15 protein-coding genes, 1 tRNA gene and 1 pseudogene are annotated in these 16,645 nt (G+C 68.3%); 12 read left to right on the top strand and 5 right to left on the bottom strand.

The genetic code is table 11. From position 1 onward, the window contains the following. Positions 1-56 precede the first annotated feature (56 nt). From FEZ32_RS00085 to pyk, 8 genes are all read left to right on the top strand, one after another. A complete protein-coding gene (locus tag FEZ32_RS00085; protein WP_138679613.1) occupies positions 57-836 on the top strand; it encodes a purine nucleoside phosphorylase YfiH/LACC1 family protein in 780 nt (259 codons plus the stop codon). Positions 837-952: 116 nt separating this feature from the next. Further along, the gene (locus FEZ32_RS00080; RefSeq protein WP_138679612.1) at positions 953-1,489 is read left to right on the top strand and encodes a cell division protein SepF; all 537 of its coding nucleotides are present in this window, start codon (positions 953-955) and stop codon (positions 1,487-1,489) included. A 29-nt stretch (positions 1,490-1,518) separates the two neighbouring features. Next, positions 1,519-1,809 carry a YggT family protein gene (locus tag FEZ32_RS00075; protein ID WP_028703104.1) on the top strand — a complete coding sequence of 97 codons (291 nt, stop codon included), beginning with the start codon at positions 1,519-1,521 and terminating at the stop codon, positions 1,807-1,809. Between the two features lie 201 nt (positions 1,810-2,010). Continuing rightward, positions 2,011-3,120, top strand: a complete 1,110-nt coding sequence (locus tag FEZ32_RS00070; protein ID WP_138679611.1) for a DivIVA domain-containing protein — start codon at positions 2,011-2,013, stop codon at positions 3,118-3,120. Between the two features lie 161 nt (positions 3,121-3,281). Then, positions 3,282-3,716: a TraR/DksA family transcriptional regulator gene (locus FEZ32_RS00065; RefSeq protein ID WP_051238307.1), complete on the top strand. Its 435-nt coding sequence runs from the start codon at positions 3,282-3,284 to the stop codon at positions 3,714-3,716. A gap of 134 nt (positions 3,717-3,850) precedes the next feature. Beyond that, on the top strand, positions 3,851-4,303 hold the full coding sequence (locus tag FEZ32_RS00060) for a signal peptidase II (protein ID WP_051238306.1): 453 nt from the start codon (positions 3,851-3,853) through the stop codon (positions 4,301-4,303). Next, positions 4,300-5,241: an RluA family pseudouridine synthase gene (locus tag FEZ32_RS00055; RefSeq protein WP_138679610.1), complete on the top strand. Its 942-nt coding sequence runs from the start codon at positions 4,300-4,302 to the stop codon at positions 5,239-5,241. The genes FEZ32_RS00060 and FEZ32_RS00055 overlap by 4 nt, the downstream gene beginning before the upstream one ends. A 239-nt stretch (positions 5,242-5,480) precedes the next feature. Next, positions 5,481-6,851, top strand: coding sequence for a pyruvate kinase (pyk, locus tag FEZ32_RS00050; RefSeq protein WP_036981559.1), 1,371 nt, complete (start codon positions 5,481-5,483; stop codon positions 6,849-6,851). A 137-nt stretch (positions 6,852-6,988) separates the two neighbouring features. On the opposite strand, the gene FEZ32_RS00045 is transcribed toward pyk, so the two are convergent. Continuing rightward, a tRNA-Leu gene (locus FEZ32_RS00045) sits at positions 6,989-7,071 on the bottom strand. Positions 7,072-7,236: 165 nt separating this feature from the next. On the opposite strand from FEZ32_RS00045, the gene FEZ32_RS00040 reads away from it, so the two are divergent. Then, positions 7,237-7,914 (top strand): ANTAR domain-containing response regulator, encoded by a 678-nt coding sequence (locus FEZ32_RS00040; RefSeq protein WP_138679609.1) that lies wholly within the window; start codon positions 7,237-7,239, stop codon positions 7,912-7,914. 157 nt (positions 7,915-8,071) lie between these two features. Here FEZ32_RS00040 and FEZ32_RS00035 read toward each other — a convergent pair whose 3' ends face one another. Next, the gene (locus FEZ32_RS00035; protein WP_028703098.1) at positions 8,072-8,506 is read right to left on the bottom strand and encodes a PaaI family thioesterase; all 435 of its coding nucleotides are present in this window, start codon (positions 8,504-8,506) and stop codon (positions 8,072-8,074) included. A 127-nt stretch (positions 8,507-8,633) separates the two neighbouring features. Between FEZ32_RS00035 and cobF the strand changes: the two genes are divergently transcribed. The 3 genes from cobF to FEZ32_RS00020 are packed head-to-tail and all read left to right on the top strand — an operon-like array spanning position 8,634 to position 12,787. Further along, complete coding sequence (gene cobF, locus FEZ32_RS00030) at positions 8,634-9,392, top strand: precorrin-6A synthase (deacetylating) (protein WP_028703097.1); 759 nt, start codon at positions 8,634-8,636, stop codon at positions 9,390-9,392. Between the two features lie 40 nt (positions 9,393-9,432). After that, the gene (gene polA, locus FEZ32_RS00025) at positions 9,433-12,114 is read left to right on the top strand and encodes a DNA polymerase I (RefSeq protein ID WP_138679608.1); all 2,682 of its coding nucleotides are present in this window, start codon (positions 9,433-9,435) and stop codon (positions 12,112-12,114) included. Positions 12,115-12,157: 43 nt separating this feature from the next. After that, the gene (locus FEZ32_RS00020) at positions 12,158-12,787 is read left to right on the top strand and encodes a LysE family translocator (protein WP_028703095.1); all 630 of its coding nucleotides are present in this window, start codon (positions 12,158-12,160) and stop codon (positions 12,785-12,787) included. Between the two features lie 220 nt (positions 12,788-13,007). On the opposite strand, the gene FEZ32_RS00015 is transcribed toward FEZ32_RS00020, so the two are convergent. From FEZ32_RS00015 to FEZ32_RS00005, 3 genes and pseudogenes are all read right to left on the bottom strand, one after another. After that, positions 13,008-13,694, bottom strand: coding sequence for a (Fe-S)-binding protein (locus FEZ32_RS00015; RefSeq protein ID WP_217496603.1), 687 nt, complete (start codon positions 13,692-13,694; stop codon positions 13,008-13,010). Beyond that, positions 13,664-15,811 (bottom strand): annotated as a pseudogene (locus FEZ32_RS00010) (FAD-binding and (Fe-S)-binding domain-containing protein); the annotation flags it as partial. The gene FEZ32_RS00015 and the pseudogene FEZ32_RS00010, both read right to left, overlap by 31 nt. 173 nt (positions 15,812-15,984) lie before the next feature. Then, positions 15,985-16,440: a class F sortase gene (locus FEZ32_RS00005; protein ID WP_138680956.1), complete on the bottom strand. Its 456-nt coding sequence runs from the start codon at positions 16,438-16,440 to the stop codon at positions 15,985-15,987. Positions 16,441-16,645 lie beyond the last annotated feature (205 nt).

The following is a 16,645-nucleotide window of genomic DNA, read 5'->3' as shown; positions in this document are numbered from 1 at the left end:
GCGACCCCCGAGGACGACGATCTGGACGTGCCGGACTTCCTCAAGTAGTTCCGCGGATGCTGAGAATGCGGATCGACCCCGGCGCCAACCACGGCGTTGGGGTGGCCTTCACCGATCGCTGGGGAGGGGAGTCGGAAGGGTCCCTGTCCGAGCTGAACCTCGGTCGCGTCGACGTCGACGAGCCGGACTGCCTGGTGGCCAATGTGGCCGCACTGCGCGCCGCGACGGGGGTCGACGGGATCGCCCTGGTCCACCAGGTGCACGGCAACCGGGTGCTGTCCATCGACCAGGAGACGGTCCGTCGCCATCATGGCTACCCCGACCGGACGGTGCTGGACGAGGCTCCCGACGCCGCTGACCCGATGCCCGCGGCCGACGCGATGGTGACCCGGGTCGGAGGGCTGGCGCTGGCGATCCGGGTGGCCGACTGCCTGCCGGTGATGCTCGCCGACCCGCAGGCAGGGGTGATCGGTGCCGCACACGCCGGGCGCAACGGACTGCTGTGCGGGGTGCTGGAGGCCGTGGTGGCGCAGATGCGCAGGCAGGGGGCCCGCGAGATCCTGGCCTGGATCGGCCCCCACATCTGCGGCTCCTGCTACGAGGTTCCCCGGCAGATGGCCGAGGAGGTCTGGGCGAGCCATCCCGCCACCCGGGCCATCACCTCGTGGGGCACCCCCTCGCTGGATCTGGGCGCGGAGGCGCTGGCCCAGCTGGAGGGTCTCGGGGTGGCCGCGGTCGGCCTGGACCCGTGCACCAGGGAGAGCCCGGAGCTGTTCTCCCATCGCAGAGATCCCGGATCGGGCAGGCTTGCCGGACTGGTGTGGATCAAGAACTAGTAGCGTGTCCCCCGACGGGGCCGACTGGTGCGGTGGCAACGTAGGCGGCGGTACCGTGGACGGAATCGTCCGGACATCACATCAAGCGGGCGACAGACTCGAGTGAGGAGAGCCAGATGGCTGGGTTCGGCAGGAAATTGGCCTCGTACGTCGGGCTTGTCGACGACCGGCGCTATGACGAGGATCTGCCGGACGAGGACCTCACCACCGAGGTGTACTCCGACGACGGGTACGAACCCTCCAGCATCACTCCGATGCCCCAGCGCCGCAACGAGAGCTCCACGCCGGCCCAGACCCGCCGTCCCAGCGCTCCGCAGCCGCTGGAGCGGCAGGACTCCCCGGAGGGGGCGGTGGAGGAGCAGAGCATCGCCGACATCAACCGGATCATGACGGTGCACCCCCGGGCCTTCAACGACGCCCGGATCATCGGGGAGCACTTCCGTGACGGGGTGCCGGTGATCATGAACCTCACCGAGATGGAGAACGGCGACGCCAAGCGGCTGGTCGACTTCGCCGCCGGCCTGATCCTGGGTCTTCGTGGCACTATCGAGAAGGTGACGAGCAAGGTCTTCCTGCTCTGCCCACGCAATGTGAACGTCACCCCTGAGGACAAGGCGCGGATCGCCGGCGAGGGATTCTTCAACCAGTCCTGAGGAACCCCGACAACTGAGGAGTACTCCCCGTGGCGCTGGCCGGCATCATCGTTCTCTATGCGATTCAGTTCTACATGGTCCTGCTGGTGGTGCGGATGATCATCTCGTGGGTCCCGCTGCTGGCCCGTGGCTTCCAGCCGCACGGGGTGCTGGCGGTGATCTTCGAACTGGTCTACACCGTCACCGATCCGCCGGTGCGTTTCTTCGACCGGATTCTTCCTCCGGTCCGGCTCGGCGGCGTCGCCCTCAGCCTCGGATTCATGCTGCTCTTCGTGGTCCTCATCGCCCTGCAGCGGGTCACTGTGCTGGTCTTCTTCTGAGCCATTCCCAGGAGCAGAATCAGGACCGGAGTAGTGCCGGGAACCCCGACCCGAGGTGGAGGGTTCGAGTCGCGGGTGAGACTCCTGATGACGCGGCCCGGTGCCGGGGAGTATCGTAGACCCAGTCTCGTGGCGATGTCCGCCGACTTCATGGTGGCTCCGTCACTGGCTCAGACTGTATCCGAACTGTTGGAGTGCACAATGACGCTGACCCTCGACGAGGTGCGCAGAATTCGTTTTCCGATGGCGCGACGCCCAGGCGAAGGGTACCGCGCTGGTGAGGTCGACGACTTCGTGGACAAGGTCGACGCCACTTTCGCGGCGATCATCGACGAGAACGATCGGCTGAAGGCCCAGATGGACGCCCTCAAGACCGCCGACGGTGCCACCGCCCAGCCCGATCCCCGCCTCGGCGAGGAGAACGAGCACCTCAAGGCACAGCTTGAGGAGCTGCGGACCCAGAAGCAGAACGCCGGCAATGCCGAGCTCGAGAGCGCCAAGCGCTCCCTGGCCGAGACCCAGCAGAAGCTGCAGGATGCCGAGCAGAAGCTCCAGGGTGCCGAGCAGGCCAACGCCGGTCTCAAGGCTCAGCTCGAGGAGCTCCAGCGAGCTGCTCAGCAGTCCGGCGGCGAGGCTGCCGCCAATGCCGAGCTGGCCCGCCTGCGCAGTGAGAACCAGGACCTCCAGAACAAGCTCCAGGCGGCCCAGCAGGCCGCCGCGGCTCCCGCCCCGGCACCTCTTGCCCAGCCGTCCGGCAGCACCGAGGGCCAGGTCCGCCCCGAGCACATCGTCGTCACCACCAGCGCCCAGGCCTCCCCGGCCGTCGTCCGGATGGTCGAGCTGGCCATCGCCGATGCCGAGCGGGTCGTCCACGAGGCTCAGGAGGAGGCTCACCGCAAGACCTCCGACGCCGAGAAGAAGGCTCACGAGCACATCGTCGACGCCCAGACCCGTGCCGAGCGGATCGAGTCGGCTGCCCGGGTCAACGCCGATCGGATGGTCTCCGAGGCCAAGCAGAACGCCGAGCAGGTCACCACGGACGCCAAGGCGCGCCGCAATGATCTGTTCACCCAGCTGGAGAAGGAGCGCGACGAGCTGGCCGGCAAGGTCGACCAGCTGCGCACCTTCGAGTCCGGCTACCTCCAGAACCTGGTGAACCAGCTGCGCGGCCAGGCGGAGAGCATCGAGAAGGGCGTTTTCGAGCCCACCGAGACCGCTGACCTGGTGCGGTCGGAGAACCGGGTCGCCCCCGGCACCTCGGCCACCCCGAGGCTGGATGCCCTCATCACCGGTCGCAGCCAGCAGAACTGATCTGCAGGCGTCACCGACCGTCAGACGCATCGGCCCCATCCTCCGGGATGGGGCCGATGCGTCTGTTCGTACGAGGTGTATTGTCTGCGCACAGTTCCGCGCCTCGCGGGTCGCAGCATGGACGGGCAGCCCCGTCCCAGTCAGGATGGAGAGACGTGATCATGGCGCAGCAAGATGGTGCCGTCCGGGATGGACGTATCGCGGCCTCGCTGCCGGTTCGGGACGGCGACGAGCCGTGGACCGCGCAGGAGGTGGCCGAGGTGATCGGGTCCCTTCAGGCCGATGTCGAGCGGACGGGGCGCAATCTGGCCGCTGCCCAGGACAGTCTCGCCGACCTGATGACCGAGGGCTCCGACGGTGCCGGCAAGGACCCCGTCGATGTCGGCTCCTCCCAGTTCGAGCGCGACCAGGAGATGACTCTGGCCCACAACGCCCAGCTGGTCTACGACCAGTCCCGACTGGCCCTCAAGATGCTGGACGAGGGCACCTACGGCACCTGTGAGAGCTGTGGCCGACCGATCGGCAAGGCCAGGCTCCAGGCATTCCCCAGGGCCACCATGTGCGTGCGGTGCAAGCAGCGCGAAGAGCGCCGGTGAGCTCGACGACCAGCCCTGCCGAGGATCCCACGACGAGCTCTGCCGAGGACCGGGCGACGAGTTCTGCCGAGGACCGGGCGAGCAGCCCTGCCGAGCAGCTCAGCGGTGCGCTGCTGCGGCGCTGGAGGATCGTGATGGTGCTCATCGCGATCTGCGGGCTGGCCCTCGACCAGATCGTCAAGGGCCTGGCGGTGGCCCATCTGGATCCTGCCGACCCGCCGGTCCTGTTCGGCGGGCTGTTGAGGCTCCAGTTGCTGCGCAATCCCGGTGCGGCCTTCTCGATGGGGTCCTCGGCGACCGTGGTGATCAGCGTCTTCGCCACCATCGCCCTGGGCGTGGTGATCGGGTACGCCGCCCCACGGTGCCGGCACCGCTGGACCCTGGTCGCCTGCGGGATGGTGATGGCCGGTATCGCGGGCAATCTCACCGATCGGCTCTTCCGGGCCCCGGGTGTGCTCCGCGGCCATGTGGTCGATCTGTTCGCCCTGCCGCACTTCGCGGTCTTCAATGTCGCAGACATGTTCATCACCGCCACCGCGGTCCTGGTGGTCGCGGCGATGGCCTTCGGCGGACGGGGCGAACGGTGAGTGTGCTGCTGGTCCCCGACGGACTGGACGGTTCCCGGGTCGACGCGGCGGCGGCGCGGATGACCGGCGTCTCGCGGTCCCGTGTCGCCGATCTCATCGAAATGGGCAAGGTGATGCTGGACGGCCGACCCGTGCAACGGGCTGCCACCCGGGTGGTCACCGGTCAGATGCTGGAGGTCGACCTGGCCGATCCCAGCCCGATCGCCCCCCTCACCCCGAAACTGGTCGAGGGGATGCGGATCGTCCACGACGACTCCGACATCATCGTCGTCGACAAGCCGGCCGGGGTGGCCGCCCACCCCTCCCAGGGCTGGGACGGGCCCAGTGTCGTCGAGCACCTGGCCGCCGCCGGGTTCGCGATCTCCACCAGCGGCGCCGCCGAGCGTCAAGGGATCGTCCAGAGGCTGGACGTCGGCACTTCCGGTCTGATGGTGGTTGCCAAGAGCGAGCACGCCTACACCCTGCTCAAGCGCGCATTCCGCGACCGCACGGTCGACAAGATCTACCTCGCCCTGGTCCAGGGCCACCCCGATCCGCTGGCCGGTACCATCGATGCCCCGATCGGACGCCACCCCGGCCACGACTGGAAGATGGCGGTGGTGGACGGCGGCAGGCACTCGGTGACCCACTACGAGACCCTCGAGGCGTTCCGGGGGACCAGCCTGCTCAAGGTGCACCTGGACACCGGCAGAACCCACCAGATCCGGGTCCACATGGCCGCCGTCCACCACCCCTGCTGCGGGGACCCGCTCTACGGCTGCGACCCGGTGCTGGCCGCCGAGCTGGGCCTGCAGAGGCAGTGGCTGCACGCTGCCGAACTGTCCTTCACTCATCCCGGCTCGGGTCAGTGGGTCACCTTCACCAGCCCGCTTCCCGAGGATCTGGACCACGCCCTGGCGGTGGTGAGGGCCGGAAACGAGTTCATCGCGCACCCCTGAACCAGTCACCGATCAGGATTGAACCGGCCCCTGACGAGGACAGAGAAAGGCTCCCAGGAGCGGTGCACGAATGTTTGCGAATATCGGACGATGGTGCACGACTGGCTCTGTGAGGATGCACACACTGTGTAAACGACCTCCGCAGGTCGTGGCGGTGGCGGGGCCACGGTACAGTCTGTGGCGTGCGTAGAGCGAAAATTGTAAATACCCTCGGACCCGCTGTTGAGAGCCACGACGGAATGAAGGAGCTCATGGAGGCCGGCATGAATGTCGCCCGCCTGAACATGAGCCACGGAGACTACGGAGAGCACCAGCGTCGCCTCGACCTGGTGCGTTCGGTGAGCGCTGAGCTGGGCCTCAACGTCGCCGCGCTGGGCGACCTCCAGGGCCCGAAGATCCGTACCGGGGTCTTCGAGAAGCCCGAGGGCGCATCCAACGGCAAGATCATTCTTGGACTGGGTGACAAGTTCACCATCACCACCGATGACATCATCGGCAACCAGGAGCGCGTCTCCACCACCTTCAAGGGCCTTCCCGGTGACTGCCACCCGGGCGACATCATCCTCATCGATGACGGCAACATCTCCCTGAAGGTCGAGTCGGTCACCGACACCGACGTCAACTGCGTGTGTATCGTCCCCGGCCCGGTCTCCGACCACAAGGGCATCAACCTGCCCGGCGTCCCGGTCTCGCTGCCTGCGATGACCGAGAAGGACGAGGAGAACCTGCGCTGGTGCCTGGGCGTCGGCATCGACCTCATCGCGCTGTCCTTCGTGCGGCACGGCAATGACATCGACCGGGTCCACCAGATCATGGACGAGGAGGGCCGTCGGGTCCCCGTCATCGCCAAGCTGGAGAAGCCGCAGGCCATCGAGAACCTCGACTCCATCATCGACAACTTCGACGCCGTCATGGTCGCCCGTGGTGACATGGCCGTGGAGTGCCCGCTGGAGGAGGTCCCCCTCATCCAGAAGACCATTATTGAGAAGGCCCGTCTGCAGGCCAAGCCGGTCATCGTCGCCACCCAGATGCTGGAGTCGATGATTCACGCCCCGCGTCCGACCCGTGCAGAGGCCGCTGACGTCGCCAACGCCATTCTGGACGGCGCCGACGGCGTGATGACCTCCGCCGAGACCTCCGTGGGCGACTACCCCGGTGAGACCGTGCGCACCATGGCTCGCATCGTGGAGTCCACCGAGGCCCACGGCCTCGGCAAGATCGCCCCGATCGACTGGGCCCCGCACACCACCGGCGGCATCATCTCGAAGGCTGCTGCCGAGATCGCCGAGCGCGCCGAGGCCAAGTTCATCGTCGCCTTCACCAAGTCCGGCGACACCGCCAAGCGGATCTCCCGGCTGCGTCCGTCCACCCCGCTGCTGGTCTTCACCCCTGACGAGGTGACCACCAAGACGCTGGCCTGGACCTGGGGCGCCAATGCGATCGTGACCCCGGTGTTCAAGAACTCCGAGGACCTGTATGTCTGGGTGAACGACTACATCCGCGAGCACCAGCTCGCCGAGGTCGGCGACCGCATCGTGGTCGTCTCCGGCTCCCCGATGGACATTCCCGGCAAGACCAATGACATCCGGGTTCTGAGGATCAAGAAGTGAATGACTGATCCCGGGAATCGATGAATTCCTGGGATCAAGAGGCGGGCACCTTCGTGGTGCCCGCCTCTTGTCGTTCCCGCAGAACTGTTGTGCGCTCGACCGGTTGTCGCGTTGAACAGTTGTCCCGGGAAGTGCGGTGCCCGAGAGGGGAGTCGAACCCCTACGCCCTTTCAGACAGCGCATTTTGAGTGCGCCGCGTCTACCATTCCGCCACTCGGGCCGCACCGGCCATTCTGTCACACCCTGGCGTGGTGACCCCAACACGGAGCCGCCGACCCGGCAGTGGCCGGGGCTCCCGGGTCAAGGATGACGGGGGTACCCGTGCAATGGTGTGCCGATCAGGGCGCGGGCTGTATGATGTCGAAGAAATGTGCCAGCGTCCGAGATGCAAGGAAGCACCACTGTGGTTAACAATGTGAGTTCCGATCACGAGGCTTCCTCGAATGATGCCTCCTCCGCCGCGACCAAACGCCCGCGCGTGGTGGTGGCCGAGGATGAGGCGCTCATTCGCCTGGACCTCACCGAGCTGCTCGAGGAGCAGGGCTACGAGGTCGTCGGTCAGGCGGGTGACGGCGAGGAAGCCGTCGCCCTGGCCACCGAGCTCGAGCCCGACCTGGTCGTGATGGATGTCAAGATGCCGAAGATGGACGGCATCACCGCGGCCGACAAGATCGCCGAGGACAGGATCTGCGCGGTCGTGATGCTCACCGCCTTCAGCCAGCGCGATCTCATCGAGCGGGCCAAGGAGGCCGGTGCGATGGCCTACGTCGTCAAGCCCTTCGATGCCTCCGACGTGGTCCCCGCCATCGAGATCGCGCTGGCCCGGTTCGCCGAGATCCGCGCCGTGGAGGACGAGGTCAGCGACCTGGAGGAGCGGCTCGAGTCCCGCAAGGTCGTCGACCACGCCAAGGGGATTCTGCAGAGCAGCCTCGGGCTCTCGGAGCCGGAGGCCTTCCGATGGATCCAGAAGACCGCCATGGACCTGCGCAAGCCGATGCGCGAGGTCGCCCAGGGGGTCATCGCCCACGACGACGGTGGGGACCGTCCGCAGGCCCAGGACTGATCCTGCTCATCTGATGCGACGGCGCGGCCCGGTGGCGACACCGGGCCGCGCCGTCGTTGATACCCGGCTGCGTCGTTGATACCCGGCCGCGTCGCTGATCCGGCGTGGTCGACGATCCCGGGGGTGGGCTGCGGGATGACGCCGCTGCGGCCCCGGGTCAGGCGGCGGACCGGTTCCTGGTGACGATCTGGCAGGTCACCCTGCCGACCGCACAGAGGCGACCCTCGTCGTCGAGGATCTGGACCTCATGGGTGGTGGTGTGGCGGCCCAGATGGACGGCGACCGCGGTCGCCGTCATCGTCTCCCCGTGAGGTGCGCGCAGGTGGGAGACGCTCAACTCGGTGCCGACCGCCCACCGTCCGCCCTGACGGCCGTGAGCCATCGCGGCCAGTGAGCCGGCCGTCTCCACCAGAACTCCCGAGGCGCCTCCGTGCCACAGCCCGGTGGGCTGGGTGTTGCCGTGCAGCGGAGCGCTCACCACGCAGCGGTCGGGCGAGATCTCGTGAACCTTGACCCCCAGCTTGTCGTCCAACGGGCTGACGAGTTCGGACAGCCATTCGGGAAGCTCTTCTCCGGGGATCGCATATGTCATGGATCCAACACTGGCACTCCCGGCCGTCGGTCGCACCCCGGGTGGTCGGGTCGCGGACCGGAGCGGGCCCGGTAGCATCGGGCCGGCGGGAGGACCCTCCCGGCATGGCGGACGGGAGGACGTGCCGATGGCGCGCGAACTGGTACTCATCGGCATCGGGGCGGGAAACACGGACTGGGTGACCCAGGCCGCCGTCAAGGCCATCCAACGGCTCGACGTGCTCTTCGTGGTCGTCAAGGAGAAGGATCTGGACGAGTTCGTCGAGGTGCGCCGCCGGATCGTCGCCGAGCACCGTGACCGGCCGCTGCGCACCGTCGAGCTCCACGACCCGCCCCGCCCCTGGCGCAGCACCCCCGACTACCCGGCGGCGGTGCGCACCTGGCGCACCCAGCGGCTGGCCCAGTGGGGACAGGCGGTGGCCGCCGAGCTGGGGGAGGGCCAGACCGGTGGGTTCCTGGTCTGGGGAGACCCCTCGCTGTACGAGAGCACCCTGGCCATCGTCAAGCAGCTGGTGGCCGCCGCCGAGACCGAGATATCGGTGCAGGTGATCCCGGGGATCAGCAGCGTGATGGCGCTGGCCGCCGCCCACCAGATCCCACTCAACCGACAGGGCCGGGCGGTGGTCATCGAACCAGCCCGGCTGCTGGCCGAGGGGATGCCGGAGGGCACCGACGACGTCGTGGCGATGCTGGACGGCCACCAGACCTTCGCCTCGATCGACCCGGAGGGTCTGGACATCTACTGGGGCGCCTACCTGGGGAGCCCCGACCAGATCCTGGTGCACGGCGACCTGGCCACCGTCCGCCAGGAGATCCTCGAGGTGCGCGCCGCCGCCGTCGATCGCAAGGGCTGGATCTTCGACACCTACCTCATCCGGCGCCGCTAGCCGCGCAGAGCTGTCCCAGCCTCCCGCTAGAGTCGGGGCCATGAGCGAGACCTCCCGTCCGACACTGCTGATCCTCGACGGCCACTCGATGGCCTTCCGGGCGTTCTTCGCCCTGCCGGTGGACAACTTCGCCACCAGTACCGGCCAGCACACCAATGCCGTCTATGGGTTCGTCTCGATGCTCATCAACCTGTTGCGCGAGGAGCAGCCGAGCCACGTGGCCGTCGCCTTCGACCTGGCGGGCGGCACCTTCCGCACCGAGCAGTACGGCGAGTACAAGGGTGGGCGCGCTCCGACCCCGGCGGAGTTCCCCGGCCAGATCGACCTCATCAAGGAGGTTCTGGACGCCCTCAACATCGTCCACCTGGAGAAGCCCGACTACGAGGCCGATGACATCCTGGCCACCATGTCGACCCGGGCCACCCGGGCCGGGATGCGGACCCTCGTCGTCTCGGGAGACCGGGACGCCATCCAGCTGGTCGACGACTCCGTCACCCTGCTCTACCCCCGAAAGGGGGTCTCCGACCTGTTGAGACTCGACCCGGCCGCGGTCGAGAAGAAGTACCTGGTGAGGCCCGACCGCTACCCCGAGCTGGCGGCCCTGGTCGGGGAGAGCGCCGACAATCTCCCCGGCGTCCCAGGGGTCGGTCCCAAGACCGCCGCGAAGTGGCTGGCCGGCTACGACGGCCTGGAAAACCTGGTGCGTCAGGCCGACTCCGTCAAGGGCAAGGCCGGGCAGTCCTTCCGGGATCATCTCGACGACGTCCGGCGCAACCGCAGACTCAACGCCCTGGTGCGCGATCTCGACCTCGGCGTCGACCTCGACGACCTGGCGCAGCGGCCGTGGGACGCCGAGGCCACCCGAACCCTCTTCGAGGTGCTGGAGTTCCGCAACCTGTGGGACCGCGTCCAGGCCCTGGAGGGCCCCGAGGAGGAGCCGGCCGGAGCCGCCACCGTCCAGGTCGACGGCCAGGTCCTCACCGAGGGCGACCTCGCCGGATGGCTGCGGAGCCGCACCGGCCGGCGGATCGGCCTCGAGGTGAGCGGGACATGGAGCCGGGGCACCGGGGACGCCACCGGACTGGCCCTGGGATGCGAGGACGGCACCGCGATCTGGCTGGATCCCGCCCAGATCGCTCCCGCCGACGACAAGGCCCTGGCTGGCTGGCTCGCCGACCCCGTCGCCGACAAGGCGATCCACTCGGGCAAGGGGCCGATCGAGGCCCTGGCGGCTCGTGGCTGGGAGGTGTCGGGAGTCTCCTGCGACACCGAGCTGGCCGCCTACCTACTGCGTCCCGACCGGCGCTCCTACCCTCTCGACGAGCTGGTGAGCCACCATCTGGGCGCTGAGCTGAGCGCCGACCAGGACGACTCCGACCAGTCGATGCTCGACTTCGGCGAGGACGACGCGGCCCGCGCCCAGTCGGCGATGACCCGGGCGGTGGCGGTCGTCCGGCTGGCCCGCGAGATGGAGGCCGACCTCGACCGGCGCGGGGAGACCAGCCTCCTCCACGACCTCGAGATGCCCGTCCAGACCGCCCTGGTGAGGATGGAGCGGGCCGGAATCGCCGTCGACACCCAGGTCCTGGAGACCCTGCGCTCCGACTTCGACACCCGGGTGCTGGACGCCCAGCAGGCCGCCTGGGAGGTGATCGGCCACGAGGTGAACCTCGGCTCCCCCAAGCAGCTGCAGAGCGTCCTCTTCGACGAGCTGAAGATGCCGAGGACCAGGCGCACCAAGTCCGGGTACACCACCGACGCCGACGCCCTGGCCGGCCTCTTCGAGAAGACCCAGCACCCCTTCCTGGAGCACCTCCTGGAGCACCGCGACGCCATCCGGCTGCGCCAGACCGTCGACGGGCTGCTCAAGAGCGTCTCCGACGACGGCCGGATCCACACCACCTACCAGCAGACGGTGGCGGCCACCGGACGGCTGTCGAGCACCGATCCGAACCTTCAGAACATCCCGATGCGCACCGACGAGGGCCGCCGGATCCGCGAGGGGTTCGTGGTCGGCGAGGGATTCCAGACCCTGATGAGCGCCGACTACTCCCAGATCGAGATGCGGATCATGGCCCACGTCTCCGGTGACGCCTCCCTCATCGATGCCTTCCGATCCGGACTCGACGTTCACACCGTCACCGCCTCCCATGTCTTCGGGGTCGATCCGGCGGCGGTGAGCGTGGCCCAGAGGTCCAGGATCAAGGCGATGAACTACGGCCTGGCCTACGGGCTGAGCGCCTACGGACTGTCCCAGCAGCTCCATCTGTCGGTGCCCGAGGCGCGGTCCCTGATGGACGACTACTTCGACCGGTTCGGCAAGGTCCACGAGTACCTCACCGCGGTTGTCGACCAGGCCCGCAAGGACGGGTTCACCTCGACCCTGCTGGGACGGCGCAGGTACCTTCCGGACCTCACCTCAACCAACCGTCAGCGCCGGGAGATGGCCGAGCGGGCCGCCCTCAACGCGCCGATCCAGGGATCGGCGGCCGACCTCATCAAACTGGCGATGCTGGCCACCGACAAGGAGCTGGCCGATCGGGGACTGTCCTCCCGGGTCCTGCTGCAGGTCCACGACGAGTTGATCCTCGAGGTGGCGGTCGACGAGGAGGAGGCGGTCCGCGAGGTGGTGATCGACGCGATGGGCCATGCGATGGACCTGTCGGTGCCGCTGACGGTCTCGATCGGAACCGGACGGTCCTGGTTCTCCGCCGCGCACTGACCAGCAGCGCCGAACTGAAACACAGCGCTTCTACTGTCGGGACATGATTCCCGCTGGTTCTCTTCTGGCCTACATCGCCGCTGCTGCCCTGCTGTCCTGGATCCCGGGCCCGAGCGTGCTGTTCATCGTCGGACGCTCCATCGCCCACGGCCGCCGGGCCGGGCTGCTCACTGTGCTGGGCACCGACCTCGGACTGCTGGTGCTGGCCCTGGCTGTGGCCTTCGGCGTCGGCCCGCTGATGGCGGCCTCTGAGACCGCCTACTGGGTCATCAAGTTCGTCGGGGCCGGGTATCTCATCTACCTCGGTGTCCAGACCATCCGGCACCGCAGGGCCGGTGGTGACGGCGACGTCGGAGCGCCGGGGGAGATGCGGGCGCTGTTCGGCAAGTCCTTCGTGGTAGGGGTCACCAACCCGAAGACGCTGGCCATCTGCACCGCCCTGTTCCCGCAGTTCGTGGTGCGCGGTGCCGGACCGGTGCCCCTGCAGATGGCGATCTTCGCGGTGATCTTCTGGATTCTGGCGATGACGGCCGACTGCCTGTGGGCGCTGGCCTCGGGCACCGCCCGGGCCTGGTTCGCCCGTTCCCCCAGAAGACAGCAGGACCTGGCCGCCGGCGGCGGGGTGCTGATGGTCGGTCTGGGTGGCATCCTCGCCCTCACCCACAGCAGCTGAACCCGTCCCTGCAGTGGGATCCGGGAGGCTCGTCCCCGAGGAGGATCGCTCCCCGGGAGGCTCGCTCCCCGGGAACGGTGTGAACCCCGGGAACGGTGTGAACCTGAACCCCGGAACGGCAGCAGGCACACACAGACGCCGATGGCGGCAGCGAGATCTCGCTGCCGCCATCGGCGTCTGGACCGGTGCCATCAGACCGTGCTGATCAGCACCCTGTCGATCATGCCGGGGCGAACTCGACCATCCGCTCGGCGAGCACATTGAGCACGTGGCGCCACGGCTTGCCGGTGGCCCGCTCCATGCCGAGCTCACAGGTGCGGTTGGCCGACAGGTAGTAGTCGAAGTGACGACGCTCCAGCTCGGCGGCCTCCCGCGCGGTGGCCGATGCGGTCAGCTCGGGGTGGAGCATCCCACGGTCACCGGCGAAGCCACAGCAACCCCAGTTGTTGGCGACGTAGACCTCATCGGCGATCGCCTCGGCGCACTTGCGGATGGAGTCGTTCCAGCCCATCCGGGTCGACGAGCAGGTCGGGTGGAGGGCGGCCGAGGCCACCTTCGGCAGCGGCGGCAGGGAGGGCAGCAGCTCATCGGCGATGTACTGGACGGCGTCGACCACCTTGATGTTGGTGACGCCCTCGTACTCGAGTTCGTGGACGAATCCCTCCGAGCAGCTCACCGCGTCGGAGAGCACCACGAGCTCGCCGTCATGGGTGGCCCGGCGCATCACGTCGACCACCCGGGCGCGCATCGAGGCGTAGCCCTTGGTCATCCCCTTGGACTTCCACGGCGTGCCGCAGCAGATCGAGTTGATCCCCTTGGGCACCGTGACGCCGACTCCGGCCGCGGTGAGCAGGCTGAGGACGGCGAACTGCATGGTCTCCTCCTGGGGGACCGCAGAGCCGAACATGGTGTTGACGCAGGCCGGCATGTAGACGACCTCGGGGCGACCGGCCATTCCGCTGCGGTGGCCGGGAACCCGGCGCTTGCCGCCGACCGGCAGTTCGTCGGAGACCATCGGGATCCGGTCGGAGCCGAGCACCGCCCGGGCCGCCTTGGTCACCACATTGGTCGCCTTGGCGGGAATCGGGTGGGTCACCGACATCGCCGCACTGGCGACCGTCACGAAGGGGTTCCAGGCCTTGCCGACCGCCGACCAGCCGAGCTGCCAGGCAGCCGGGTTCTCCTCGCCGCGCAGCCGGCGGACCAGGTCGCCGGTGTTGATGTGCAGCGGGCAGGTGGTCTGGCACATGCCGTCGACCGCACAGGTCTGGATGACCTTGTACTCCTCACTGGCGCGCAGCTCGGCCTCCAGCTCCGTGTTGCCGTCGGCCTTGGCCTGGGCGATGGCGCGCTGGATGACGATCCGCTGGCGGGGGGTCAGGGTGAGGTCGCGGCTGGGGCAGACCGGCTCGCAGTAGCCGCACTCGACGCAGCGGTCGACCTCCTCCTGGACGGTCGGGGTGAGCTTGATGTCCTTGAGGTGGATGTCCTTGTCACCGGTGATGATGGTGCCCGAGTTGAGGATGCCGTCGGGATCCAGCGAGTTCTTCAGCTGCTTTCATCACCCCGTAGAGGTCGGGGCCGTACTGGCGCTCGACGAAGGGGGCCATGATCCGGCCGGTGCCGTGCTCGGCCTTGAGGGTGCCGTGGGCCTCCAGGACGAGTCCCACCATGCCCTCGGTGAACTCCTCGTAGCGGTCCAGACCCTGCTTCTGGCGGAAGTCCTCCAGCACCAGGAAGTGGATGTTGCCGTCCTTGGCGTGGCCGAAGATGATCGAGTCCGGGTAGCCGTGCTCGCTGAACAGACCCTGCAGGTTGCCGCACACCCCGGCCAGCGAGGCCACCGGCACCCGCGATGTCCTCCAGCAGGGCGGTCTGTCCGGAGGGCCGGGTTCCGGCCACCTTGGCGTAGAGGCCGTTGCGGATGTTCCAGATCGGTCCGCGGACCGCCTGGTCGTCGGTGAAGACCGGCTTGTTGACCAGGTCCAGGCCGGCGATCACGGCATTGCCGCGCTCCTCGGCCTCGTGACGCGACTGGGCGTCGGGGCAGTGGTACTCGACCAAGCAGGGCGGCGTCGGCGGCCTCGCCCGGACGCGCCGGGATGACGTGTCCGTCGCGGGGATCCTGACGGCCCAGCTCCAGGGAGGCGGAGTCCATCAGCTCGGTGACGTTGACCCGGAGGCCACCAGGTCGGGCAGCGCCTTCGCGGCGGCGTCGAGGGTCGGCGAAGTGCAGCAGAGCGGTGGAGATCTGCGGCATGATCGGCATCGTCCGCAGCACCGCGGAGGCGATGAAGCCCAGGGTGCCCTCCGACCCGATCATCAGGTGGCAGAGGATCTGCGCGGGGGTGTCGTAGTCCAGGAAGGAGTTGATCCCGTAGCCCATCGTGTTCTTCATGGAGAACTGGTGGCGGATCTCCGCGGCCAGGTCGTCACGGCGACACAGGTCGCGCATCGCGAGCAGGTTCTCGACGAGTTCGGGCTCGGCGCTGGCCAGCTTGTCCTCGCAGTCGGGGTCGCCGGTGTCGACGACGGTGCCGCTGGTGAGGACGAAGACCATCGACTCCGAGGGTCCGGTAGGTGTTGGCGACGGTGCCGCAGCTCATGCCGGATGAGTTGTCGGCGATCACACCGCCGAGGGTGCAGGCGACCGAGGAGGCCGGGTCGGGACCCAGCTTGCGGTTGAGCCGACCGAGCACCGTGTTGACGGCGGTGACGGTGGCTCCGGGCTGCACGCGGACGCGCTCGCCGTTGTCCAGCACCTGGATGCCCCGGAAGGCCCGGCGGGTGTCGATCATGAGGCCGCGGGTGAGGCCCTGACCCGACAGGCTGGTGCCGCCGGAGCGGAAGTTGAGGGAGACCTTGTGGCGCTTGGCCGCTGCCATCGACTTGGCGACGTCGGACACCGAGGTGGCTCGTACCAGGGCTCCCGGGGTGAGCAGGTAGTGGGAGGCGTCGACGGAGACGGGCCGCGAGGTCCAGGTTGTCCTGAGTGACGGCGGCCTGCCCGAGAGTGTGTCGCAACTCTGCGACGAGGTCTGCGGGGCATGGGGGAGTGTTCGCTGCGAAGCATGGCGTCAGCCTAAACCGCGCGACATGGTCCCGACCAGGCTGTAATTACGGCAGTGCGGACAACCGGAAATCGGCGGAGAACTCGGGTCTGACTGGGAGCGACATCCGGGGCCCGGGATCGGGGGTCAGTGGGAGTCCGGGAGCTGACTGGCGTAGTAGATCACCCGGGAGTCCCAGTCGGCCCTGGCGGCGTCGTAGTCCCAGCAGATGACGATGGCCACCATCGGCCTGCCGGCGGTGTCGTAGAGAATGGTGGAGTCCGGGTCGTAGTCCTTGACGGCGACCTTGAGGCTGCGGTCGTAGCGGTAGCAGACGGTGCTTCCCGACGCACTCGTGAGCCTGATGATGTCGCCCTTGCGCAGCCCGGTGCCCGGGTCGTGGAGGGCATTGCCCAGGGCTCCGCCCCGGTGGTACGTGTGGATGGTGAGGACCACCTTGCCGCGCGCCGACCCCGGCCGCGGCCCCTTGTTGTACCAGGCGGCGGTGCTCGGCTCGTCCTTGGGAGGTGCGGCGGCGGCATTGTCGGCGTCCAGTCCCAGGGACAGCACATTCGTGCGGACCCCCATCCGGTCGATCTGCATCGAGACCGGCACGATCGGTGAGGGATCGGTGCTGCAGCCCGGCCGGGACGGCGTGGAGGACGCCGGGCGGCGGCCCCGGTCGAGCCGCCCGCGAGCGAAGGGTCGTGGCGGGCGAGGGGGTCGATGAGGAGCCACTGCTGGCCTGGGACCAGACCAGGACTCCGCCAGGACGACCAGGACGACGACCACCGCGACTCCGATGATC

It is taken from the genome of Acidipropionibacterium jensenii (genome assembly GCF_005890135.1).
Lineage (GTDB): Bacteria > Actinomycetota > Actinomycetes > Propionibacteriales > Propionibacteriaceae > Acidipropionibacterium > Acidipropionibacterium jensenii.
The sequence above is the reverse complement of the archived record's forward strand: the minus strand, read 5'-3'. Positions and strand labels throughout refer to the sequence as shown.